This is a genomic window from Pseudoalteromonas sp. AWM4_233 (genome assembly GCF_056158285.1).
Genome location: NZ_JBSWSZ010000113.1, coordinates 531,682 through 556,732 on the forward strand (window position 1 = coordinate 531,682; position 25,051 = coordinate 556,732).

At 37.6% G+C, this 25,051-nt stretch carries 15 protein-coding genes; 6 read left to right on the forward strand and 9 right to left on the reverse strand.

Translation table 11 applies throughout. The annotated features are described in order from the left end of the window. Positions 1-157 precede the first annotated feature (157 nt). Positions 158-2,203 (forward strand): beta-propeller domain-containing protein, encoded by a 2,046-nt coding sequence (locus tag ACXAC4_RS23865; RefSeq protein WP_475166445.1) that lies wholly within the window; start codon positions 158-160, stop codon positions 2,201-2,203. Positions 2,204-2,675: 472 nt separating this feature from the next. On the opposite strand, the gene ACXAC4_RS23870 is transcribed toward ACXAC4_RS23865, so the two are convergent. Further along, positions 2,676-4,853, reverse strand: a complete 2,178-nt coding sequence (locus tag ACXAC4_RS23870) for a malate synthase G (protein ID WP_475166448.1) — start codon at positions 4,851-4,853, stop codon at positions 2,676-2,678. A gap of 249 nt (positions 4,854-5,102) precedes the next feature. On the opposite strand from ACXAC4_RS23870, the gene ACXAC4_RS23875 reads away from it, so the two are divergent. From ACXAC4_RS23875 to ACXAC4_RS23885, 3 genes are all read left to right on the forward strand, one after another. After that, positions 5,103-6,707, forward strand: coding sequence for an isocitrate lyase (locus ACXAC4_RS23875; protein ID WP_475166450.1), 1,605 nt, complete (start codon positions 5,103-5,105; stop codon positions 6,705-6,707). Between the two features lie 159 nt (positions 6,708-6,866). Continuing rightward, positions 6,867-8,900 carry an ATP-binding protein gene (locus ACXAC4_RS23880; RefSeq protein WP_475166456.1) on the forward strand — a complete coding sequence of 678 codons (2,034 nt, stop codon included), beginning with the start codon at positions 6,867-6,869 and terminating at the stop codon, positions 8,898-8,900. 113 nt (positions 8,901-9,013) lie between these two features. Further along, the gene (locus tag ACXAC4_RS23885) at positions 9,014-9,505 is read left to right on the forward strand and encodes a hypothetical protein (protein ID WP_475166460.1); all 492 of its coding nucleotides are present in this window, start codon (positions 9,014-9,016) and stop codon (positions 9,503-9,505) included. A 48-nt stretch (positions 9,506-9,553) separates the two neighbouring features. Here the strand turns inward: ACXAC4_RS23885 and ACXAC4_RS23890 are convergent, their stop codons facing one another. From ACXAC4_RS23890 to ACXAC4_RS23915, 6 genes are all read right to left on the reverse strand, one after another. Next, entirely contained in the window at positions 9,554-11,017 is a 1,464-nt protein-coding gene (locus tag ACXAC4_RS23890; protein WP_475166462.1) for a DNA recombination protein RmuC, read from the reverse strand. Positions 11,018-11,082: 65 nt separating this feature from the next. Beyond that, positions 11,083-11,766 carry a response regulator gene (locus ACXAC4_RS23895; protein WP_138479344.1) on the reverse strand — a complete coding sequence of 228 codons (684 nt, stop codon included), beginning with the start codon at positions 11,764-11,766 and terminating at the stop codon, positions 11,083-11,085. Positions 11,767-11,780: 14 nt separating this feature from the next. Then, positions 11,781-11,981 (reverse strand): hypothetical protein, encoded by a 201-nt coding sequence (locus tag ACXAC4_RS23900; RefSeq protein WP_475166467.1) that lies wholly within the window; start codon positions 11,979-11,981, stop codon positions 11,781-11,783. A 227-nt stretch (positions 11,982-12,208) separates the two neighbouring features. Then, the gene (locus ACXAC4_RS23905; protein ID WP_475166470.1) at positions 12,209-15,313 is read right to left on the reverse strand and encodes a DEAD/DEAH box helicase; all 3,105 of its coding nucleotides are present in this window, start codon (positions 15,311-15,313) and stop codon (positions 12,209-12,211) included. Between the two features lie 156 nt (positions 15,314-15,469). Continuing rightward, a complete protein-coding gene (locus tag ACXAC4_RS23910) occupies positions 15,470-16,432 on the reverse strand; it encodes a transcriptional regulator (RefSeq protein ID WP_475166471.1) in 963 nt (320 codons plus the stop codon). A gap of 10 nt (positions 16,433-16,442) precedes the next feature. Further along, positions 16,443-17,681 carry an AAA family ATPase gene (locus ACXAC4_RS23915; protein ID WP_138479352.1) on the reverse strand — a complete coding sequence of 413 codons (1,239 nt, stop codon included), beginning with the start codon at positions 17,679-17,681 and terminating at the stop codon, positions 16,443-16,445. Between the two features lie 675 nt (positions 17,682-18,356). On the opposite strand from ACXAC4_RS23915, the gene ACXAC4_RS23920 reads away from it, so the two are divergent. Then, positions 18,357-19,571 (forward strand): replication protein A, encoded by a 1,215-nt coding sequence (locus ACXAC4_RS23920; protein WP_130254783.1) that lies wholly within the window; start codon positions 18,357-18,359, stop codon positions 19,569-19,571. A 9-nt stretch (positions 19,572-19,580) separates the two neighbouring features. On the opposite strand, the gene ACXAC4_RS23925 is transcribed toward ACXAC4_RS23920, so the two are convergent. Beyond that, a complete protein-coding gene (locus tag ACXAC4_RS23925) occupies positions 19,581-20,450 on the reverse strand; it encodes a DNA replication terminus site-binding protein (protein ID WP_475166474.1) in 870 nt (289 codons plus the stop codon). Between the two features lie 2,283 nt (positions 20,451-22,733). Here ACXAC4_RS23925 and ACXAC4_RS23930 point away from each other — a divergent pair. Further along, a complete protein-coding gene (locus ACXAC4_RS23930; RefSeq protein ID WP_475166477.1) occupies positions 22,734-24,083 on the forward strand; it encodes a class II 3-deoxy-7-phosphoheptulonate synthase in 1,350 nt (449 codons plus the stop codon). A gap of 103 nt (positions 24,084-24,186) precedes the next feature. Here ACXAC4_RS23930 and ppsR read toward each other — a convergent pair whose 3' ends face one another. Then, a complete protein-coding gene (gene ppsR, locus ACXAC4_RS23935; protein WP_475166479.1) occupies positions 24,187-24,996 on the reverse strand; it encodes a posphoenolpyruvate synthetase regulatory kinase/phosphorylase PpsR in 810 nt (269 codons plus the stop codon). Between the last annotated feature and the right edge of the window lie 55 nt (positions 24,997-25,051).

Genomic DNA, 25,051 nt, shown 5'->3' on the forward strand with positions numbered 1-25,051 from the left:
TCCCTGACTATAATTTACCACTCCTAAGTTATTTTTCTACGCTCGGTTACATTAAATAACAATTCGTCTAGCTAAAATAACAGATATTCTAGACAGGCTGATTAAGATTAAAAAATACACAACGACTTTTAACTTAATCACTTTCAAGGAGCCCAAAGTGAAACGTTCTCTTTTACTCAGTTCACTGACATTAGGTATTTTAATCGGCTGTGGGGGTAGTAATAACACAGATACACCACCAATAGATGAACAAATAATTCCAAAATTGAATGATATAAAAGTATCGGCAGCGCCACTTATCAAAGCATCTGAGTTTCAATTTTCTCAAAACCTGAAGAACGGATTATTCAAACGTTATCAAGCGCGCCTTTCTAACTATGATGCTCCAGAAAACGATGCAACCGCTTCGCCTTCAACATCAAAAGACTTCTCTCAAACAAATCAACAAGAGCTAAATGTTGATGAAGCTGACAGAATTAAATATGACGGTGAGTTTTTATTCATTGCGGCTAATTCATTTCACGATATAGATCATGATTCAGATGAAGGTGAAAACTATATTCGTATTATGCAACGCAATGAAAAGGGTGAAATGAACCCTATACAAAACCTGACTTATTCTGACGTACACAATTCAGACCAACAGCTCTACCTTCATGATAATACACTCGCTATTTTAAATTTTTCACCTAGCTACTTTTCATTCCCCATAGCAAATGACATGGCAGCGACTGTAGAGCCATTTTTCTATTACGGTGATAATGAATTTGAGTTAAGCCTGGTTGATGTCAGTCAACCTAGTCAAGCCGCCATCAAGCACCAATTTAAAATTGAAGGGGGATTAATCGATAGCAGAGTTATTGATGGGTCTCTTTACCTAGTGAGCAACTACCACCCTAATTTTACTGGATTTGATACGAGTAATAATGATGAAGCGACTGTGCTGGCTAACTATCAAAACCTCAGTAAAGTGCAACTGGCTGAACTGACACCTAACATTACTAATACAGCCACTCAGGATAGTGAGGAGCTGGTCACGCCAGATAACTGTTATATTTCATCTGATGCATCAGATAAAGATGGATTCGACAGTATTATTACTATCACTAAAGTTAATTTAAGTAACCCTGAACAAAGGGAGTCACTTTGTATAAATACGAATATCTATGGGATATATGCTTCAGAGAATGCACTCTATACACATGGTACTGTATCTCAAGATGATACCGTAAAAACCGTTATTCATAAGTTTGACTTGGCTAGCGATACCCTTGAATACACAGCAACAGGCGCTGTCGAAGGGCACTTAGGTAGAGGGCCTGAGAATTTAAGATTCAGCGAATTTAATAACGATTTGCGTATTGTCACCACAACTAATTTACCGTTTAACGAGTCTGCTGGTTTCTCGCCATTTAAACATCAGTTATTTGTTTTACAACAACAAGAAAACTCATTAGCGCCCATTGCAAAACTGCCTAACGATACGTATCCCACTCCCATCGGCAAAACCAATGAGCAGGGCTTAGTTGATGAGAATATTTATGCAGTTCGTTTTTCTGAAGATAGAGCGTTTATTGTGACGTTTAGACAAATAGACCCACTTTATGTCGTCGATTTAGCTGATAAAACAAAGCCTAAAATTGCAGGCGCATTAGAGATCCCTGGGTATTCAGCCTACTTGCATCCGGTCAGTGAAAACTTACTGCTTGGTATCGGACAAAATATTCAAGATTGGCAGGCTCCAAATGCGCAAGAGGTTGAAAATGGCGCCAAAGTCACACTCTTTGATATTTCAGATATCACAAATCCGAAAGTCGTTAATGAGAAAGTATTTGCAAATGCTTACACTCCTGCAGAGTGGGACTATAAATCACTCAGCTTTTTGGCGACCGGAGCAGGGGTATTACGATTCACCATGCCTGTAGAGACATGGCAAAGTCAATCTGATAACAACACTTCATATTTATGGCATAGAGTGAGTGAGCTTGCTTCATTTGAAATAGATACAACAGAAGCGCCCGCACTTAATTACCTTGGTAGCAGCAAAGTAGATTATTCAAGTATTAGCTCAGAGAGCGCGCCATATGTATGGGGTGGATTAGACAGGGCTGTAATTCATAGCGATGATTTATATTACATTCATGGCAATTACATCTGGCATAGTTTATGGCAAACGCCGAGTGACAATAAAGGTCCACTCTAACAATAAAGTTTACGCATAATGCCCTAATTGGGTATTACCAAAGCTGGCAAATGCCAGCTTTTTTTATTTTGGAATGCACGAATACCTGTGCTCGATTGCGTTGAGAAACTAAATTTTACCCTAGTTTAGTCAGAGATGTTTTACTAACTTGTAAAGGGGCTTTACATACTTAAAGAGGAGTAATGAGATATAAAAAAGGCGGAGGGAAACTGAGAAAACCCTCCGCCTCAAGCGTACTCTTTAACTGAATCGATACTCATCAACTAATACGGGCGATTAGTAATAAGTCCACCTTTTCAAGGGAAAAGAAAGTACATCACTTAAAACAGTTGTTACAATATAACAAAACTAAAAGTGTTACAACATCACATTTTAAGTTTTTTTAATTAAATGTATTTTCATGGGTAACAAACGAAAAATGCCAACTTTACGCTGGCATCAATCTAGGAAAGAAATTAGTTAAGTGAGCACTTTAGTTATTTGCCGCTTTGTATTTAAGGCGGTAACTATGTAACAACGGCTCTGTGTAGCCATTAGGCTGCTGCTCACCTTCGAATACCAAGGCCAATGCCGCTTGATACGCTAGATTGCTTGTTAGGTTATCATTACTCGATGCCATTGGCGTATAGTGTGTATCGTGCTGATTTTGTGTATCGACCACTTCGGCCATCTTGGCAAATGTCGCTTGTACTTGCTCTGGCGTACAAATGCCATGTTTCAACCAGTTAGCGATATGCTGGCTTGAAATACGTAAAGTAGCTCGGTCTTCCATCAAACCAATATGATTAATATCTGGTACTTTTGAGCAACCAACGCCTTGATCTATCCAACGTACTACATAACCCAAAATGCCTTGTGCGTTATTCTCAAGTTCAGATTGAATATCTTCTTTACTTAGCTCTACATCAAGCAGCAAAGGTGGCGTTAATAAGTCGTCTAGCGACGCTTGTTGACGTGCTTTCAGCTCAGCCTGAATAGCAAAAACATCCACTTGATGGTAATGCATCGCATGCAGAGTTGCCGCTGTTGGAGAAGGCACCCAAGCCGTATTTGCGCCCGATTTAGGATGAGCCAACTTTTGTTCCATCATCATTGCCATTTTATCTGGCATCGGCCACATGCCTTTACCGATCTGCGCCTTGCCACTAAAACCGCATTTTAGACCAATATCGACATTCTGATCTTCATATGCCGCTATCCAAGGTTGTGCCTTGATCTGAGCTTTAGGCAATACCGGACCCGCCACCATAGAGGTATGAATTTCATCACCGGTTCTGTCTAAGAACCCAGTGTTAATAAATACCACACGAGATTTAGCTTGGTTAATACACGCCATTAGATTCACGGAAGTGCGACGTTCTTCATCCATAATGCCCATTTTTAATGTGTTTTCTGGTAAACCGAGTAAACTTTCAACACGAGAGAATAGGGTATTGGTAAAGGCGACTTCTTCTGGACCATGCATCTTAGGTTTAACGATATTAACACTCGCCGCTGTCGAATTTTTAAATGGGCTGTTGCCTTGTAGATCATGCATTGCACACAGCGACGTGATCACCGCATCCATGATCCCCTCAAAGATCTCTTCACCATTTTGATCTAAGATCGCAGGGTTCGTCATTAAATGCCCTACATTACGCACAAACATCATGCTACGACCTTTCAAGCTCAAACGCTCACCACTCTTACTAGTATATTCGCGATCGGTTGCTAAGCTGCGCGTCAGTTCTTGACCATCTTTTATAAACGTATCCGTTAGGGTACCTTTCATCAAGCCTAGCCAATTGTTGTAAACACCCACTTTATCTTCAGCGTCAACAGCGGCCACAGAGTCTTCACAGTCCATGATGGTCGTTAACGCAGCTTCAAGTAAGACGTCTTTGATCCCCGCTTTATCGGCTTGTCCGATAGGGTTATGAGGGTCAATTTGGATTTCGATGTGTAAATCATGATGCTTGAACAATAAAGCCGTTGGATTCTGTGCTTGACCTTGATAACCCACAAACTGTGCAGGTGTCGAAAGCGAGACTTGCGAGCTGTCATTCAAAGTGACAACTAGTTGCTCATCTAGCACTGAGTAGTTGGTACTCTCAATGTGAGAGCCGGATTGCAGCGGCAAAGCAATATCTAAAAACTGTCTAGCGTAAGCCATTACTTTAAAGCCACGTACCGGGTTATACGCTTTTTGCTTTTCAGCGCCGTCTTTTTCTGGCAATAAATCCGTGCCGTACAGTGCATCATAGAGCGAGCCCCACCTTGCATTCGCCGCATTCAATGCAAAACGTGCATTGCTTACAGGCACAACTAACTGTGGGGCTGCTGTGAGCGCAATCTCAGGTTCAACGTGTTCAGTGGTGATCGTTGCTTCTTCAGGCTCAGGCACTAGATAACCTATTTCAGTCAAAAATGATTTATAAGCTTCTGCATCCCATTGCCCTTGCTGCTTATGAAAGGCGTCAATCTGCAACTGAAGCGTATCTCGCTTTGTCAGTAATGATTTATTGATTGGTGTAAGTTCATTGACCAGATCTGCAAAACCTTGCCAAAAAGCCTCTGCTTGCAAACCGGTGCCGGGCAAAGCCTGTTGATTAACGAAGTCATAAAGTTGCTGATCTATGGTTAAGCCAGCTTGTTGAACTGTTGCACTCATGAATATCTTCCTAAGCATAAAATTTGAACGGGTATAGACAAACCATATCTCAAAAACAGCGAAAACCTAACCCCTGAGCCATTCACAAAAAGAATACCCAGGATAACAACTATAAATTTAAAAAATCACAAAAATCGGCCTAGTGTTGAATTAAGCGCCAAACAGAGCAAATAACCAACAGCTTTGTGGTGTCACTCTCATAAACATGAATAAAAAGTTATACAGCAACCCGTTCGAAGGATTTTTATTATGACTAGCTATCAATCAAAACTTGACCACTTCAGCACACTTTGCCAAACACAGGGCAATACGTGGCAATCAATCAGCCCTGAGTTTGCAAGCCGCATGAACTTGCAAAACCGCTTTAAAACAGGCTTAGACATCGCAAAGTACACGGCAAAGGTGATGCGTGAAGACATGGCGACCTATGACGCAGATAGCAGTCAATACACTCAGTCTCTTGGTTGTTGGCACGGCTTCACTGCACAGCAGATGATGATGGCAGTTAAGCGCCATCAAAAAACGACTAAACGTTCTTACGTTTACCTAAGTGGCTGGATGGTTGCAGCACTTCGCTCTGAATTTGGTCCATTACCAGACCAAAGTATGCATGAGAAAACCTCAGTGCCTGCACTTATCGAAGAAATTTATACTTTCTTAAAGCAAGCTGATGCGCGTGAACTCGATCACCTATACAAAGAGCTTGATGAAGCAAAAACAAATGGCGGTGATGTTGAAGCTGTACTGAGCAAAATCGATAACTTCGAAACACATGTAGTACCAATTATTGCAGATATCGACGCAGGTTTTGGTAACGAAGAAGCAACATACCTACTTGCTAAGAAAATGATTGAAGCGGGCGCATGTGCTATTCAAATTGAAAACCAAGTTTCTGATGCAAAACAGTGTGGTCACCAAGCTGGCAAAGTAACAGTGCCTCACGAAGACTTCTTAGCAAAAATCAACGCAGTTCGTTATGCATTCCTTGAACTAGGTGTTGAAGATGGTGTAATCGTAGCGCGTACTGACTCACTTGGTGCAAGCCTGACACAAAAAGTGCCAGTATCTAAAACACCAGGTGATTTAGCGAGTCAATACACTGCATTCTTAGACACAACACCAGTGTCAAGCGGTGCAGACCTTGAAGAAGGTGAAATGGCGATGAAATTAAATGGCGAGCTTTGTAAGCCGGTGCGCCTAGACAATGGTTTATACCAGTTCAAAGAAGGCACAGAAAAAGACCGCGTAGTACTAGATTGTGTCACAAGCCTACAATCAGGTGCTGATTTACTTTGGATTGAAACTGAAAAACCTAACGTTAAACAAATCGCTGAGCTTGTAAATCGCGTTCGTGAGCAAGTACCAAATGCGAAGCTAGTATACAACAACTCACCATCATTCAACTGGACACTTAAGTTCCGCGAGCAAGTATACGCAGAGTGGCAGGAACAAGGTAAAGACCTATCAGCTTACCCTGATCCGTCTCAAGACATCAAAGCATTGATGGCACCTGAACTTGATAGCTCAGAGCTTGCAGCAGCAGCAGATGTGTTAGTACAAAACTTCCAAAAAGATGGTGCACGTGAAGCGGGGATTTTCCACCACTTAATCACGCTACCAACTTATCACACGGCTGCACTAAGCACAGATATTCTTGCTGAAGGCTACTTCGGTGACCTAGGCATGCTGGCTTACGTACGTGATGTTCAACGTCAAGAAATCCGCCGTGAACAAGCATCAGTGAAGCACCAAGACCTAGCAGGTTCAAACATCGGTGATACGCACAAAGAGTACTTCTCTGGTGACAATGCACTAAAAGCAGGTGGTGAAGCTAACACCATGAACCAGTTCTAATTTTTGAGTCATATAGTTCCTTATCAGCAAAGGGCCCAATCGGGCCCTTTTATCATTTAGAGTAACCTCACTAAAAATATGTAAAGGGCCTTTACACTCCACATTTCAATCACAATTTGCACTTAAGATTCAATAAATAATTCCCTTCAACAAAGCCACATGAAACGTTTTACCTTGTTGTTAGCGGCTTTGGCCTTTAGTTTAAGCGCCGCACCGTTAACATCAGAAATAATTTCTGAAGCCAAAAAACTCACCAAGGAAGGTAAACTTGATGTCGCACTGAAAACGCTCGAACGAGAAAAACAGTTAATTTTCCAACCTCAGGTTAATTTGCAAAGAGCTAAAATAGCCCGTGAGCAAGCGCGATATAACCAGGCCATAGAACTACTTTTACCGCTACTTACCCAGCCTGAGCAAACTCTTGAATTTAGATATAACGTGAACAAAGAGTTAGGGGTTAATTTCCGTAGAAACATGAACACGGATAAAGCGGAATATTATTATTTAGCGGCAAAGCAAATCGCACTTTCGTTAGATGATGACGACCTTATAGCGCAATCAATGATAAACCTTGGCGTTTTATATGAGGCACAAGGTGCATTAGATAAGGCGATGGACCTACAGATTAACGCACAAAAAATGTTAGAAAGCTCAGATAATTATGGGCTTAAAGCCGCTAATTACTACAATCTGTATGGTTTATCAAATGTATTGCGTAATGGTAAAAAGGCGCGCTTTTTCCTTGAGCAGGCTCTAGTTTACGACAAAAAAACCGGTCACAAACGTAACATAGCATCGACGGCATTAACACTTGCACAGCTTTCAGCTAAAGGTGACGACTATCAAAATGCCATTCCTCAATTAAATGAAGCCATTTCATTATTAACCCAGTTAGATGCAAATGAAGGGCTATCAAGCGCTCACGGTACCTTATTTAATATTTACTTCAAGCAAAATAAGCCTGAAAAAAGTCTCTGGCATGCGAAAAAAGAACATGCTTATGCAGAAAAGACAGAATCAACTGTTCGCAAGTTTTGGTCTTATATTCATTTAGCCCAAGCCTATATTCAGCATCAGCATCCTGAAATCGCCCTAGAATATCTTGCGCTATCAAATCCACTTGCAGCGCAATTTAAGTCAGCTTTTTTTACTCATCAATATAACTTGTACTCAAGTAAAGCCTATTCGCAACAAGGAAACTATGAAAAAGCCTATGCATACTTACTAGATGCAACTGCCAACTTAAAAACCTATGCTAAAAATATCGAAGATCGTGATGCCGTCACTATTAAGAAGCGCTTAGATAATCTACTTAAATCTTTAAAACTTGCGCAAGAAGAAAAGAAACATGCGTTAACGACTATCGAGCTAGAAAATGAAACTTTACAAAAACGCATTTGGTTATTAGCCAGTTTACTAATCTCAGCTGTGAGTGGTTTTATAATTTATGCTTACTACATAAAGCAAAAAAATACTCACTATAAGGCTCAAATGTATCAGCATAACCTTGAACAAAAGGAACAAATGCTTGCTGATATTTCTCATGAACTTCGCACTCCTCTAAGTGTACTCAAACTACATATTGAAGCCCTAGAACATAACCTGATTGACGATAAGCTTTTAGCCTACGGCAAGATCAATGACAAAATAGCACAACTTAATAATCTTATTTCTGATGTATACCAACTATCTCAATTACAAAACAAAGCACTCTATATCGACTTGCAAGAAATCAATTTGCACCAGCTTACGCAAAAGTTTATGTCCGATATTAAAGTGCTTGCAGAGCAACATCAGCTAAGGTTTATAAGTGACATCGACTTTGCTGCAAATACTGTATTGAAAACGGATCAATCAAAGCTCGAGCAAGTGATCCTCAACCTTACGAAAAATGCATGTCTCTATACGGATACGCCGGGACATGTCAGACTGAAGGTAAGAGCAAATCAAACCCAAGTGTTTATTCAACTCGATGATTCTAGCCCTGGTGTGAGTGATGAAGACTTACCAAGGCTTTTTGATCGACTTTACAGGGTTGATAAGTCTCGCTCTCGGGCTTTAGGTGGTTCAGGATTAGGGCTGTCAATTTGCCAAAGCTTAGTTCAGGCTTTAGCAGGAAAAATCGTACTCAAACATGGAAAGTCTGGCGGTTTATGCGTGCAAATAACTTTGCCATTGAATTTCGCTGCTTAAGCAAGCATACACTGTTGTAGGCTTTAAAAAGCCTACAAATTTACTCCACATTCACTCCATTTTTCTTCCACATTGGTTTGTTTTAATAACGCCATTAACACGGGAGAAAGAAAATGTCTCAACCAACTTTAAAACATGGCGATTGGGCGAAAATCATTGAAACGCGCCAAAAGCAAAATAGTACCCAAAAATCACGTAACTCATCGTTCAAATTTGTCTCTATTGGGCTTGTCTTCCTGGCTATTTTTGCGGTTTTTTATTGGACTAGTTTACCTGCTACTCAAGCGCAAACACCACTGTCAGATGACTCGCAAACTCGCATTGCACGCTATTTCTCAAAACAATTTATGATGGGTACTTGGCAACTAGATGAAGTCAAGTTCAGTGAATACGGTGTTATCACACATGTTAGAGTACCTGAAAAGCTAAACATGGACGGTGACGTACTAAGAAATTACATACAGCACTCTCTTTGTCCGCCTGCAAGCAGTGTGATCTGGCAAGATGTTAAAACACATCCTCTTACTATGAATTTATTTGTGTCATTGCAACGAAAAGGGCAAAAAGCCAAATGTAATAACCCTAATTCAAGACAAAACAGTTAACCCAACAAAACTGAGAGAACAAAGGAGCCAAAAGGCTCCTTTTTATTGCTATTCTAGTTCTAATCGGGCTTTTTCTTGCAAAGACTCAGGAAGCTCTTTAGTGACTGACACGCCGAGCTCTTTAAACTCTGAAGCTTGTTTGATTAAATTACCTTTGCCGGCATAAAGCTGAGAAAAGGCTTTCTCGTAACTCTCTTTGGCTTTATCTAATTGAGTACCCACCCCTTCCATGCTATTGAGAAAACCATTGAGCTTGTTATAAAAACGCTCAGCACGTAAAGCGAGTTCACGGCTATGCTTTGATTGTTCTTCAAAACGCCAAAGCTGTTTAACTATGTTAAGACTGGTTAAAAGGGTAGTAGGTGTCGCCACTAAAACATTATGCTCTAACGCGTGTTGATAGATGGCTGGATTAAATTTGACTGCCGCAACAAAGGCCGACTCTATAGGAATAAACATGATCACCACTTCAGGTGAGTTGATCCCAGGTAGTTTTTCATACCGTTTATCGCCTAATTCCTTAATACGATCTGCCACAGCCTGATAGTGCTGGGCTAAGGCAGTTTGCGCTTCAGCATCACACTCCGCATTAACATAGCGAGTGTAAGCATTTAATGATGTTTTAGCATCAATGATTAAATGCCTTTGTTGGGGAAGGTAGACCAATACATCCGGTCTAAACTTGCCAACTTCAGTGGTAAAAGACGCTTCTCTTTTGTAATCATCACCCGCTCTTAAGCCCGCACTGTCTAAAACATTTTCAAGCATTAGCTCTCCCCAATTACCTTGGGTTTTCTTCTGTCCTTGCAGTGCAGTCGTTAATTTATCAGCTTGTTCAGTGATTGATTTATTATTAGCTTGTAGGTGTAACAGCTCGGTTTTTAATGCTGCGCGCTGCTTCAGCTCTTCACTGTGAATGGCTTCCATTTTGTCACGAAAGCCTTTTAATTCACCTTGAACTGGTTGCAGCAATTGACCAATTCGTTCTTGGCTTTGTTGTCCAAAACGCTGCGACTTTTCTTCGAAAATTTGATTAGCTAAGTTTTCAAACTCTTGTTTCAGTTGACTCTTAGTTTGCTCTAAATGGTTAAGTTGTGCTTCTAATGCCGCTTGTTTTTGCTCTGATGACGCCTTTAATTCAGCTAACTCAACCGCAATGAGGCTTTTCTCTTGCTGTAGCGTTTGTAAATTTTGTTCACCCTGTTGCCAAAGCTTATGGAATTGTTGAGCCTGAAGTTGTTTCTCACTTAAGCGAGCTTGAGTTTGTTGAACTTGACCATGTAGCTGCAACTTATCATTTTGTAGCTGTTGCGCTAATTCCTGCTCAGCTTTGTGAGCTTGTTGCAATTGCGCTTGTTGAGCAGTGTGTTGCTCAAGTTGCAATTCAAGTTGATGGATTAAAGATTGTTTTTTTACAAGGCGTTGCCAAAAAAAGGGCAAAGGAGTAGCAACGCCTAGGATGCCAACTATGCCATGCACCCAAGTTAATTGCGAGATAAATGAATCAATCATATCAACCTCTTAATATTATTATTAGGTTGATAATACCTTAGTCAAGGCGAGGGTTCACTAATGGGTTAAACTGCCGTGTCTATTTGCTGTTCATCAAAACGATACCCAGCCCCATATACAGAACCAACCAGCTTAGAAGATACGCCTATTTGCTTAATTTTCTTACGGATATTTTTGATGTGGCTGTCTATAACACGATCTGAAATATCAAAGTTATCAGGTTGAATAAAGTCTAGAATTTGTTGACGAGAGAAAACACGACTAGGCGCTTTGTAAAGCAGTGCAAATATATCAAACTCAACTTTAGTTAACGGTAAAGCTTGCCCTTTAAGCTTTATCAATAGTTGCTCTTCATCCACCAGTATTTTTTCTGCTTTAGCCTCTAAAGGGGCACAGCGACGAAGAATAGCCCTAACTCGCATCACTAGTTCAGCAGCACTAAAAGGCTTACAGACATAATCATCAGCACCAAACTCAAGGCCTCTTAGCCTGTCAGCTTCAGCGACTTTTGCCGTCATCATCAAAATAGGCACCATTGAAAATTGTCTGATCTGCTTCATACATTCAACCCCATCTTGGTTGGGGATCATAATGTCCATTAAAATGGCATCAGGTTTATGTTGAGCAACCCAATCGACAACCTCTGCACCATCGGCAATATGGGTGACTTCGAATTGAGCGGCTTTAAAAAATAACATCACCTGCTCGGCGATGTCATATTCATCTTCAACAATTAGAATATGTGGCATGGTTTCTTATTTTATTACTGAGTCTTTAGACATTTTAGTTGTTTAAGCTGAGCTTTAACACTTTGCTTTAGCTCATACGATAAAGTTTCATCAAATAAAAGCATAGTTAAAATGCTTGAAAGATCTTCACTACTTGCAACTTCTGAAAGTAAATCCTGATCACAAGGTGAAATCGGTTCAATAAAACTTAATTCAGATTGTTGATGGCAAAGCATAATCGACTCCAAATCGTCTAAAGAATGTAATTTATTAAGCGTTAGGGTAATTAAAGCAACACAATGTGGATCAAATATGGAATGATGAAAAACATTAAAAAAAATGGCCAACTATAAGTTGGCCATTAAAAACAAGTAAGTTAAGGGGGGAAATAAAACAGTAACTCTGCATCACTGTACTTATAGACTGCCCTTAATCGAGTTAGTTCAAAATAATTTTAACTTTTTTAGCTTTGCAATAGTGCAAGCATTTGCTCCTCATTAAAACTATTGAAACTCATATGCTTATCATTAAATAAAGCATCAACCAAAGCCTGCTTTTGTTGCTGCATAGTAAACACTTTTTGTTCTATTGAGCCAGCCATAATTAATTTATAGACAAAAACAGGCTTATCTTGTCCTATTCGATACGCTCTATCAGTCGCTTGATTTTCTACCGCCGGATTCCACCAAGGATCAAAATGGATCACTGTGTCAGCTTGCGTCAGATTCAGTCCTGTTCCACCCGCTTTTAAACTAATCAAAAATACGTTGCTCTCACCTTCTGTGAACGTCGAAATCACTTTGTCTCTGTGACGTGTTTGGCCCGTAAGCATACTAAATGTGATACCAAGTTCATTGCAATGCGCTGCAATCAAATCAAGTACTGATGTGAACTGACTGAAAATAATCACTTTACGACCCTGCGCAAGCATTTCAGGTAGATGTTCACCCAGCCACGTCAGCTTAGCACCTACTTCGTCAGTTTCATGATCTACTAGCTTAGGATGACAACAAATTTGTCTAAGCTTCAGTAGGGCATCTAAAAATGCCAATTTACTGCGCTCAACACCTTGTTCTTTAAAGAGCTCTAATAGTTTATTCTCCAGTTGTTTTTGTATATTTGAATATAACTGAGCTTGTATTGGTGCAAACTGTAACTCTTTCACTAATTCAGTTTTACTCGGTAACTCGGTAGCCACTTGTTGCTTGGTACGACGCAAGATGAACGGCGAAATAAGCTCTTTAAGCTCCGAGACACGGCTTTGATCTTGCTCCTTTTCTATAGGTTGCTGGAAATAACCTTTAAATTGCTGCTTGGTGCCTAATATTTCAGGCATTACGAAATCGAGCAATGATTTAAGCTCAAGCAGATTATTCTCAACCGGCGTGCCACTGAGACAAAGCTTAAACTGTGCAGACAATTGCTTAACGCACTTAGATACTTGCGCCGCTTCATTTTTAATGTACTGCGCTTCATCTAGTACAATCGAATCAAAGTCGAGTCCTTTATAATACTCAAGATCGCGTTTCAATAATGGATAAGTGGTTAAGATAAAACGTGCACCATGAAGGTTATTTAATACCCTGTCACGTTGACTGCCGTGGACCGTCGTCAACTGTAAATTAGGCGCAAAACGTGCAAACTCATTTTGCCAATTTCCCACCAAGCTCGTTGGACACACAATTAAGCTCGGTTTAGTCACTAACGTATTATGCTGATTAATAAAGTAAGCGATAACTTGTAGTGTTTTACCTAACCCCATGTCATCAGCTAGGATCCCACCAAGCTGATGGCGGTGCAGAAACTTTAACCAGTTTACGCCCAGCTCTTGATAATCTCTCAATGTAAACAAGTCACTGTTATGATTACTTGGTTTCAATTGAACTTTATTAGGGCTATTAAGCTCACTTAAGTAATCAAGCAGCTTCTTATCTTTACATTCAATGTTAAGCTCATCGATAGTAAAGAGTTGCTTGATCACAGAAAGAGGGAATTTAAATTGCGCACTCGATGCGTAATAACTAAACCGCGCTTTTAGAAACATCAACTTGTCATAAGCGCGCCTTTCAAGCGCATAAGTTTGTTTGCCAATTTCAACATAGTAAAACTGATTGGCAAGGGTATTCACTTCAAGCTCAGCATGTTTGTCCCAATCAAATAGAACAGGATTTGTATCAAGTAAAACCTTGCCTTTAATATGATGGTACTTATCCCTTTTCAACAACAAAGATACTTTCGCTGATATAACTGAACTTGATTCAGAGATCTCATCTACCAGCCAACCTTTGCTTTGCAAGTGGCCTCTTATTTCATGGTTAAACCAATGGATAAATGCACCATCTTGTTGAGGCAAGACAAAAAGGCCATCTTCAAAACGAAAACCTAGACCTAGTAAATATTGTTCAGAGCGTTTTAAAGTTTTGCTGATTTCGGTATTTTTTGCATCGGTCTTTAGCGATGAGATCAGCTTAAAGCCAAAATATGCGTCATAGGCAACTAATTTAAGCTTTAAAGGTACACCTGATGACTCTAGCTCCGTGTGCGCACCATTTGGCATGCTGACGATATTATCAGCAAATACCTCTTGGAATCGCTTCACCACTTGCATGAGTTGATCATTCGGTACTGCAGGCATCGTGTTGATATGTGCTAGCTCTTGGGCACTGAGCGCACTATTGATGCGACCAATGGTATGTGTATCTGTATCCAAATAGAGCGGCGGATCAGTTTTGATAAGATGCCAAGTTTCGACCCCCTCAACCGACGCCACTAGTTGTGACTTATCATTCTTTTGCTGCCAGCTCAGCGCAAGGTTAGCCTGATGACCAAGCTTTAAAGAAGTTCTGCTATTTTGCAAGAAAAGTCGCTTTGTTTGTAAAAGCTGATTAACCGCTTCAAAGCCCCACTTGCCTGAAAGCTCATAATGACCTGGTGAGTTTTGCGAGCGAACCCAACTAAATAGTCTAAAGTCAGACTCAAGCAAGCCAGGAGGCGCTACAGGGCTATTTAATTGAGGTTCAGTCAATAGACGACCTAATGGATACTGGCCATCAGGACGATAGGGCGACATTTTGGGATAAAGTAATAGTTCCTGACCAATTGGTTCGAGCGTGAACAACAAGACATTGTCAGTCTCAATAGATTCGCCATGCTGCAAACTTGCTAATTCATTAAACCAGTCATTCACTAGAAATGCTTCACCAAAGCCACCAGAATGCTCAACTTTTAGCTTGAGGAGAACAGCTGCAATGTGTCGACATTTAGCATTATTGGAGCAGGTACATTGCGCATCTACACTCGGGTTATTATTAACTTTGGTAATTTTGATATGTTGAGAGAAGGTATTACCAAAATTGCCAATGACTTGACTATCGATCGTAGAAAAGTCTTCGCTATGCTCTAAGAAACTAATTTGGGAATTATGAAGATACTCTTTTGCTTTAGATAAAAGACTACTATTGAAGTACTGCTTTAAAAAACGCTCAGAAAGAGGAAATTGAGTCGCTTGCTCTTGTTTTATTTCCTCAAAGAGAGCAAATAATTGTTCTTTAGATAACTGCGTTGACATTTAATTCGCGTAAAAATCAAATCATCCGCCCAGTATATGGAAATATGACCAACGAATAAACCGAATAAACTTTTTATAGCAAAAAACTTAACTGGTAAGACAAGATATAAATTGAACAATGAAATATAGGAATAAAAAAAGGGCCGAAGCCCTTTATCAATTATAAGTAGCGAGGAGCTTTTGTAATTGCTCTAAACGTTTATCAGTGATGACCTGATTATTAATTTTAATTGTTATGTCCCCACTTTTGTTACTTCTTTGCAAATCAATAAATTCATTGCTAAACAGAGACTCGTTTCGGCGAACAGGTTGCTCAAAGTTAATCAAGAACTGTGTAATTTTGATAGCACGTTTCTCATCACTCATTTCTTCAGACATAAAAGATTGGTTACGCAAATCTTCTAACAGCAAGAAAAACATATCTTGATCTTTTTTAATTGCGTCAATTAATTTCTTTGCAGCCTCACGACCTAAGTGATTTGGAGTAGGGTAGTGTTGCAAAACTTTTAAAGGAATTTGTTCAAAAGCTTTTAATGAATCAGCGATTGCAGTGTGAGATACCCCTTCAAGCTCCGCAATCTCTCTGTAAGAGCCTTTCTTACCTTGAGCAATCAGTTCTTGCTTAGTATCAGCATAAGCTTGTCCTAGCTCCCACAGGCTAGGCGCTATATATTGATCGGAAGAAACCGCTAACAGTTTTGCATCTTCATCAGTAAAATCAGGAGAAGATAATACAACATAATCAGCATCAGCAAGTAAACAGGCCTTACGGCGTCTAGAACCAGATAAAACCCATTGAACATCACCTTTTGACCAGCACAATGCTGGATGGAGGTTACGTTGGTCATTTTTGATTGCAGGGAGAATGTCAGAAACTGATTTTTGCGAGAGCAAACTTTGTTCACGGCGATTTTGACCGAATACTCTCGTTTGCGATTCAATATCGCTATGTTTGATCACCTGACACGTCAAAGTGATCATTCTATTTGGATCACTCGGTGCCGGCATAGTTAATACTTCACCGACAGAAGCTTGTTCTAATAACTCATCTAAACTACTGGTACTTACAGGCGAAGCAAAAGGGTCTAAGCGAGTGTCATTTTTACGTTTTTTAGCCATGTAAAACCTATTAACCTTGTTGTTCTAGAGACGATTGAGTCGAAATCCAATTTGAACGTATCAGCATTTCAAGTTCATCAACAACATCTTTGATATTTTCTTGAGATTTGATCAAAGATTCACGACTAGCAAGGCTATCAGATGTTTTTTGATCGAAGATCGTATTGAAAGATGAGGAACTCGCTGTAATCGCAGAGCTATGATTGATTGGATAACTCATAACCTGGCGCCCAAAAGCACTACGGACATCTTTAACGATATCACGTTGTGAGTGATTACCTTTGACGTAGTTGGTAACTAAAAACTGCATGAAATCCCAGCCATGGTGACCTAAAGCTGCAACCGTATGATAAATCTCACCTAAACGTTTTAGATATTTATTGTTTGCATCAAAGTCGACGGCTTCAGGGTGAACTGGTATAAGCATGGCTGTTGAAGCCATTAATGCGTTATAAAACATAAAGTTTAGGGATGGAGCAGTATCAATTAAGATAATATCAAATTGGTCTTCAACAGGCTTTATCACTTTCTCTAATAATTTATGATAATGACGAGTTTGTTCATAACTAGATGACTCTTTTAATTCAGTCGCTGTTTCATGTTCAAAATAAAAATCATCCATTCCCGATGGTAAAAGTCTAATATTAGGTATATGAGTCGATTGGAAAGCTTCACTAACAACATCGGACCAAACTTCACCCTCATCTAATTCAATGCAATCACGCATAAGATCACCAACAGTGATCGGTTCAGGATCTTGGGAAGGAAAAAAACTAGAAGAAGAGCCTTGAGGATCGAGATCAATAATTCCGATACGATAACGTTTGATATTCGTTGTTGCTAATGCGGCTGCTATATTTACTAAAGATGTTGTCTTACCACACCCACCCTTTAAAGAATTAATAACAATGACTTGAAGTTTATCATTTTCTTTACGCTGATCATGAGGAATACCCATAATTTCAGCCATAGCAAAAATATTAGATAGTGTGTAAGCATAATGCCCGTTAGCGCCCTTTTGAATGTTTAAATCATCAAAGTCACCTTGGTCATGTCTACGTTTTAACGTTCTATTATTGCAGCCAAGTAAATCAGCTGCAGCTTTTTGTGTGTATGTGCGGAGCTCTTTTTCATCGCTCTTTAAATGAGCACGATAATGTTGGATCCTACCTTCTAAAGATTGTTCAGCAACTTCAGCTGTAGCCTTTAAAAGTTTATAAGTTGATAGTGCGCGAGTATTAATTGACATACATAATATCCTTAACTTTATGCTAAAGATTATAATGTCCATAACTTTAATAGTAAACAACAAAAAAAGAAGACATTTATAAATTGATTACATATAAAGAATAAATAAGAAGTTTAATTATGGTTAAAGTATAAGGTAATTAAGGTTAAAGGAGTAAAATTTTCAACTAAGTTATTGATTTTAAATACTAATGGTGAAAAATTGGGATCATCTTCTTACGAAGTAAAGATCTGATCTTTATTAACTTTTAGATCTATATTTTACTAACTTGAAAATCAGATTGATACTTATGCACAGTTTGCAAACAAAATTATTAACAGAAGTGTGCTGAAGATCAGATTTTTACTAAGTTAAATCATGGAGTTATACACGGTTCTTTTATATTAAATATTAAATTACTTAATAAAGATCTGATCTGTTCTTAGTACAGATCAGATCTTTATCAATATAGAACCAAGTTATACACAGCAAAAAACGAGAAGAAATAGATTGAAGGCAGCAAAATATATGACAAATCGACGATGACTTAGTAAAATTTTGATTTGTTGGGTAAGTTAGTAAAAACATGATCTCAATAAAAAACATCTTCAGATCACTTTTTTACTAACTTTAATTATTAACTTTTGCTGTGGAATATGTTGTTATAGCATGTCGTCGAAATTTGGAAGTAAAACAATGAGCCGAAAGGTGAACATCTCAGTAGATAATCTACCTGATTCATTACGTGGGCAAATTCATGGAGTCGAAAGTGCAACCGATAATGAAAACTTAGCACTATTTACAGACAATAAAGATGTTCGCATCACTCTTGACAGTGCTGCCCATGAACTTCGAGCATATTCTAATACATTCAACCATTATGATCTTTGGGGTCGCTTTGTTCGTTCAGGTCATAAAAAGTTACCACTAGAAGAAGCACCGAAAAAAACAATAATCACTCGACGTATTTCAGAAAAAGTTGATGGTATTCTTTATGAAGGTGAGATAAAAATTACCCCTGCCGTTGTGAGTACTAAGCTAGAAGGCGAAGAAGTTGAATGCCTAGTTTGGCCGTCTGATCGTGAAGAAAAAGTTGAAAGGGCGTTAATTCGATTGGCGTCAAAAGGTAAAATTGTAAAAATCAATTTTAAGTCAGGTATTCAATATGCCGTGATTTTTTCTATGAATGAGTTGGCGCAGGAATTAAAAGCTGTAGGCCAATCTATGCCATATCCTCAAATTAAAGAATCGCTAGAAGCACTTCAAGGTTCGAAACTATCATTTAAATATTCAGCAACAGATACAAAAAACACAGATATTGATGATTCTTTCTACGAATCAAACATGAATTTTCTTTCTTCATTACACTTTAGTGGAAAAAAAGGCCAGGGTGGCAATGTAAAATGTGTTGCTTGTTTGAACGCTTTTGTTCATAACATGATCGATAATCTGGAATATAAAGGTTATTACTTCAACAGAGCACAAGAATTAAAGCGGGGTTTATCTCGTTGGATGATGCTTCGTTTATATCATTTATGGCGATATGCTGCACCAGGTAAAACTTACCATTTCAGATTGCTTTCAATCATGGAAAAATATGGTTCAATTTATTCAACTGATGAGATAACAGAGAATAAATTGAAAGCATTGCGTCGAGATATGACTACGACAATGAAGGATTTGATCGAAAAAGGTGCTATTTCTGAATACGATATAACCAATGTGAAAGATGATAAAACTGGAAAAATTATCGACTACGTTTATGAAATGCATCCTTCAGAAGAGTTTTGTGATGAAATTCTTACATTAAACAAACAAAACAAGAGAATTGAAATTCAAGGTGGAAAACGACTAGTTGAAGCCGTTGAAGTAATTGACGAGGATGTACTTGAAGAGATCGTAAAAGAGTAAATGTTTCATTTACTCTTTTTTTTCTAAATATATTCTATCAACTAAAAAATTATATTCTCTCTTTCTTGGATCATTCACACTTGAATCATAATGAGGAAGACTTCCCACTTTTAACTTCTTGCTTGGATTTAACATAATAAAAGGTAAAGCACCACTTACATGATATCTATTGGTAGCTGTAAAGCGAATATTTACTTCTGGTGTTACTCTTGTTGGTCTTCGTATTCTAAGCTTTGAATCTGATTGCAAACTTTGAACTCGAATCTTTTCGGTTTCAACAGCTTTTAACCATGATTCTTGATCGATAGCTCTTGGATTAGAATATTTAGAAGAGCGATCTAGCATTTCTAGAGCCGCATCTTTGGTTAAGGTTTTTGTTGCGTGCTTTTTCATCCAAGAGAATCGAACCGAAAAAGGTGATTCAGACTCACTATGGATTTTACGATATGCAGCTAATGTTATTAAATTTGGAACTGCTGAATGAACGGCTTCAAAACGTGCATCATTGTTAGGTATGCTGAGAATTAACTCCTTAAATTTTGCCTTTTCAATGTTTATTGAATTGATTCTATTTTGTAAATGTTTAAATTTGTCTTCAACCAAAACAATGCCTGGGTGCCGTGTTAAAACTTTACCGCTTTTACCTGATTCTAAAAATAAATCATTGAATGAAAATATAATCTTTTTTAAAGCCTCATCACCTGTTAATTCATTTACAACAATTTTTTCAGGAGCAGTGTGTTCTTGCTCTTTATTATAGCCTGGCAGAGAGTAATAATTAGCTGAAATAATATTTGCTGATCCAAGCTCTTTAGAGAAAAGTTCCAAATGATTTTGCAGCAAATCGAATTGTGCTTTGATAAGAAAACTGATATTCATAATATAGTTATATTAATCAATTAAGTATGATGTGTTCTTTAATTATAACATAAAATAACATCTTATAAAATTTATTCTTGTCTTGAGTTTTCGTGAGAGAAGGTAGCAGTATCGCTATAGTTAAAGCCAAAAACTACCTGTATTAAAACTCTTAAACGGGATGGAAATATTTTTTAACACTAATAAATCCAAAAAAATTAAGAAATTTATTGTTTAATAGAAGCTTAGTAGTTCAGTTACTTAAACTCTCTCAAAAAACCATAAAGAATATAGATTATACGAAACTATAATTTGAATGAGAAATATGAAAGTTTTGGAGTTTAAGTATCCAGTTGAATATTTAAAATAAAAACACGTTAATCAAACTTAGATAAGTTAATTGTGTCCATGATTCATTAATAGTGTATTGTAAAATACAACTTAAAGACGGAGCTATATTCGATAGTAAGTATCTCTTGGCAAAAAACGTTTACTATCTTTAAGAGAACATATTTTTTAAGTCAATCATATGTAATTGTTTCTAGTGTATAGGAATCAACCAATGAAAGTAACTTTATTACCTTGAATGAAAATAAGTTCATGATAATGCTACTTTTAAAATTCATTGTATGATGTGTTCCTACACATAGCACATTAGACTTACGATTGTCTAATGTTGTTTAGCTTACGAAATCACATGCTTAAGGTTATGTTAAATAAACTTATAAATTATTGTCGCAACACAATAGACAAATAAGTATTAACTCTGATCAAAGAGGGCAAAAAAATTATGCTGATCGTAATTCAATTCTTCAGAAATTAAACTTATAAAGGACAAAGTTAAACTTATAGATACTAAAGCAGTGAATCAATACAATAGATAAAAGGCAAAACCTTGATAGCAAGTTAGCTATATCAGTTCTTAATAGAAAAAATAAACATAGATATAAGTACCAAGCTTCGCTTGAAACTCAAAATTGCCAAACGGTCATTTGTATGTTTTAAAAGTAATTTTGTAAGCTTTTATGCAGAACTAGCTTCTACCAAATTAGTACAGCTGTTAATAGAATTTGTGAAGCTTAAAAATTATCAAATGTCACCAATTGATATTTAACGAACCACTTACTCCGACTAAAAAATATGAACATATCATAAAAGCTAATTTAGATAAGAGAAATTAAAATTATCTAAAATGTAGTTTAATGTTATTTAAAACCAGAAATTTACAATGACAGTAAAGAGAACAACTTGCTCTTTACTGATATAGCTTTCAATGAAATAAAATGCTTTGGTTATCGAATCTACCTATTGATTATTAAGTTGGTATCAACGTTTACATTCAATGCTCTTTACGAAACAAAAGTATATAATTACACAGCTATTAAATTTAATTTTATCTAGCTTAAATCAAATTGAACACGATATTTATCGTAAGATTTTCCTTACTAATTAAAGCCAGACCTTGTTGGGACTATACAATGAAATTAGCGAATCAAACACAACAACATTAAAAGAACATATTCCGCTAATTTCCTAGAGATTTATCACTTTAGACTAATTGTTGAATTAATATTTTTTGAACGTTCGGTTTTTAGTTGAAGAACACTAAAGTACTTTTAATCTAAACGCGAAATTGCAGTATTTTTAAAACTAATCTAACTCATTAATGGAAGGGGACTGACAAAAACGGCTTTTCAATGATGCTTTCAACTCAAAAATTAGTTGAAAATTCATAGTATTAGTTAAATTTTATTGCTAAATCTAACTAATGCTATGAAAATTTGGTCATACTAAAAAAATTTAGGAGCCTAAATAAGCTAACAATAACTTCATATAAGAAATAGAACCAGGTTTTATGAAACAATCCAATAATTAATAAAGTAACCTTTCAGAAACACCAAAAGTCTAATAAATACACTCAATTTTGATTTAAACATCACTGAAAGCTATAAATTACAAAATGATATGTTTAATTATCAATATACTCGTTAATAACTTAAACATTCTAAATTAAACAATGATTTAGCCGAATTGTATAGAGGCAAGGCTTTCCTTTGATTACTCATAAAAATTACGATTGAAGTTTACCCTCCAATATTAGTATGATGTGTTCCTAAAGTCAATTTAGTAAATCTTATGATGTGTACTTTAGAAGGTCTGTGAGCTCAATTACTTGTTGTAACCCAGTGTTTACGGATACCTACTTATTTTGTATGTTGTGTTCCTAACCGGCGAATTACCTGTTGAGTTCAATATAGCAATGTTGTAAGTTGTTGGAGTTCAAATTAAATATAGGAATGAGGAATGAACAACTGGAATCCAAATAGCTGGAGAGATTTTCCAATCGTCCAGCAGCCTGAATATCCGGATCAGGCACAATTAAAACAAGTCGAAAAACAGCTCAACTCTGCTCCACCATTAGTATTCGCAGAAGAAACTAGAAGTTTGTACAAAAGTTTAGCTGACGTTTGTGAAGGGAAGGCTTTCTTACTTCAAGGTGGGGATTGTGCTGAATCATTCTCTGATTTTAGTGCTGCGAATATTAGGGATACGTTTAAAACATTACTTCAAATGGCAGTAGTATTAACTTATGGCGGAAAATGCCCTGTCGTTAAAATTGCAAGAATGGCTGGACAGTATGCCAAACCTAGATCTTCAGATTATGAAACCATTGATGGTGTATCATTACCATCCTACCGTGGCGATATTATAAACAGCTTTGAATTTACAGAGTCAGCTCGTATACCTGATCCAAACAGATTAATGACTGCTTATCACCACAGTGCAGCAACGTTAAATTTATTAAGAGCATTTGCGCAAGGAGGTTTAGCAGATTTACATCAAGTGAATCGTTGGAACATGAGTTTCGTAGCAGCGAACCCATTGAAAGAAAAGTTCCAGCAGCTAGCAGATAGAATTCAAGATGCGCTTCAGTTTATGGAAGTATGTGGGATAGACTCTTCTGTAGCTCCTAGTTTAAAAGAAACTTCACTTTATACTTCGCACGAAGCCTTACTGTTAGGTTATGAAGAAGCTCTAACGCGTAGAGATCATCTAACTGGTGATTGGTATGACTGTTCATCGCACTTTGTATGGATTGGTGAACGAACTAGACAGCTCGACCATGCACATATCGAGTTCTTCAGAGGAATTAAAAACCCGATCGGTGTTAAAGTTGGTCCGGGTATGAAGCCTGATGAACTAATTGAATTAATAGATGCCTTAAACCCAGAAAATATCCCAGGTAGATTAACACTTATAACAAGAATGGGAGCTGATATCCTGCCTGAAAAGCTTCCGGCGCTTGTTAGAAAAGTACAAGAGGAAGGTCGTAAGGTAATATGGTCTTCTGATCCAATGCACGGTAATACAGAAAAAGCGACAACTGGTTATAAGACACGAAGCTTTAACAATATCTTACGTGAAATTAGCCAATTCTTTGCTGTACATAAATCAGAAGGTTCATATGCAGGCGGAGTTCATTTAGAGATGACTGGTCAACACGTTACCGAATGTACTGGTGGTGCTTATGGTTTATCTGATGAAGATTTAGCACAAAGATACAGAACGCAATGTGACCCAAGACTTAATGCTGACCAAGTATTAGAACTTGGCTTTTTAGTCGCTGATTTATTAAAAGATGCTAGAAAGTAGTTGAATTATTGATTGAGTAAAACTTAATAAACTTATAAACCCCACATAAAGTTGTGGGGTTTATATGAATAGTCCTTAAATTTCCTAAGTACAGATATAAAACCTAGTATTTGCGCCTTACTAGCCCAGCTTCAGAAATAATTTTTGCAGAAATCTCCTCTACTGAGTGTTTCGTCGAATTTAAGTAAGGTGTTTTATGCTTCTTAAATAACATTTCTACTTCTCTCACTTCAATCCGACACTGACGAATTGACGCATACTTTGAATTAGCCATACGTTCCTGTCTGATTAAAGAAAGTCTCTCAGGGTCGATTGTTAAACCAAACAATTTATTTTTATAAGGTAATAAGCATTTTGGGTAATTACCTTTTTCAAGATCGTCTTCTGTCATCGGATAATTGGCAGCTTTAATGCCATACTGTAATGCAAGATATAGACTAGTAGGTGTTTTACCACTACGACTCACACCAACCAAAATGATATCTGCTTCTTCGTAATTCTTTATGTTTGCACCATCATCATTTGCCAATGCGTAGTTAACGGCGTCAATCCTAAAGTCATAGCTTGATTCGTGTATTGAGTGCGTTCTATGAATACGAGGGACAGGTTCTGTTTTTAGCTCTTTTTTAAGAACATGGCTGGCTAATGTTAAAAAGTCATAACAAACGGCATTACTCGAAGAAATAATATCGGACAATTCTGGATTCACAAAAGTGAAAAATACTAATGGCTTATCTCCATCTGCACTAACAGTATTGTTTATAAGCTCTTTAATTTCATGCGCTCTATCGACTGTTTCAACGAAAGGTATGGTTTTGTGTTGAAATTCAACAGGAAAAAGTGAAAGGGTCGCATGACCAAAAACTTCAGATGTGATAGCTGTACCATCAGAAATATAAAAAGCAGTTCTCATAAAATAAGCCTAATGAAATTTGTTTATTTTCCTTATCGCGGTTTACGCGACTAGC

What these genes read in the sequence shown, in the direction of transcription:
- ACXAC4_RS23870 (WP_475166448.1), bottom strand. Translation starts at nt 4,853, where the DNA reads ATGAGTGCAACAGTTCAACAAGCTGGCTTAACCATAGATCAGCAACTT.
- ACXAC4_RS23875 (WP_475166450.1), top strand. Translation starts at nt 5,103, where the DNA reads ATGACTAGCTATCAATCAAAACTTGACCACTTCAGCACACTTTGCCAA.
- ACXAC4_RS23880 (WP_475166456.1), top strand. Translation starts at nt 6,867, where the DNA reads ATGAAACGTTTTACCTTGTTGTTAGCGGCTTTGGCCTTTAGTTTAAGC.
- ACXAC4_RS23885 (WP_475166460.1), top strand. Translation starts at nt 9,014, where the DNA reads ATGTCTCAACCAACTTTAAAACATGGCGATTGGGCGAAAATCATTGAA.
- ACXAC4_RS23890 (WP_475166462.1), bottom strand. Translation starts at nt 11,017, where the DNA reads ATGATTGATTCATTTATCTCGCAATTAACTTGGGTGCATGGCATAGTT.
- ACXAC4_RS23895 (WP_138479344.1), bottom strand. Translation starts at nt 11,766, where the DNA reads ATGCCACATATTCTAATTGTTGAAGATGAATATGACATCGCCGAGCAG.
- ACXAC4_RS23900 (WP_475166467.1), bottom strand. Translation starts at nt 11,981, where the DNA reads ATGCTTTGCCATCAACAATCTGAATTAAGTTTTATTGAACCGATTTCA.
- ACXAC4_RS23905 (WP_475166470.1), bottom strand. Translation starts at nt 15,313, where the DNA reads ATGTCAACGCAGTTATCTAAAGAACAATTATTTGCTCTCTTTGAGGAA.
- ACXAC4_RS23910 (WP_475166471.1), bottom strand. Translation starts at nt 16,432, where the DNA reads ATGGCTAAAAAACGTAAAAATGACACTCGCTTAGACCCTTTTGCTTCG.
- ACXAC4_RS23915 (WP_138479352.1), bottom strand. Translation starts at nt 17,681, where the DNA reads ATGTCAATTAATACTCGCGCACTATCAACTTATAAACTTTTAAAGGCT.
- ACXAC4_RS23920 (WP_130254783.1), top strand. Translation starts at nt 18,357, where the DNA reads ATGAGCCGAAAGGTGAACATCTCAGTAGATAATCTACCTGATTCATTA.
- ACXAC4_RS23925 (WP_475166474.1), bottom strand. Translation starts at nt 20,450, where the DNA reads ATGAATATCAGTTTTCTTATCAAAGCACAATTCGATTTGCTGCAAAAT.
- ACXAC4_RS23930 (WP_475166477.1), top strand. Translation starts at nt 22,734, where the DNA reads ATGAACAACTGGAATCCAAATAGCTGGAGAGATTTTCCAATCGTCCAG.
- ppsR (WP_475166479.1), bottom strand. Translation starts at nt 24,996, where the DNA reads ATGAGAACTGCTTTTTATATTTCTGATGGTACAGCTATCACATCTGAA.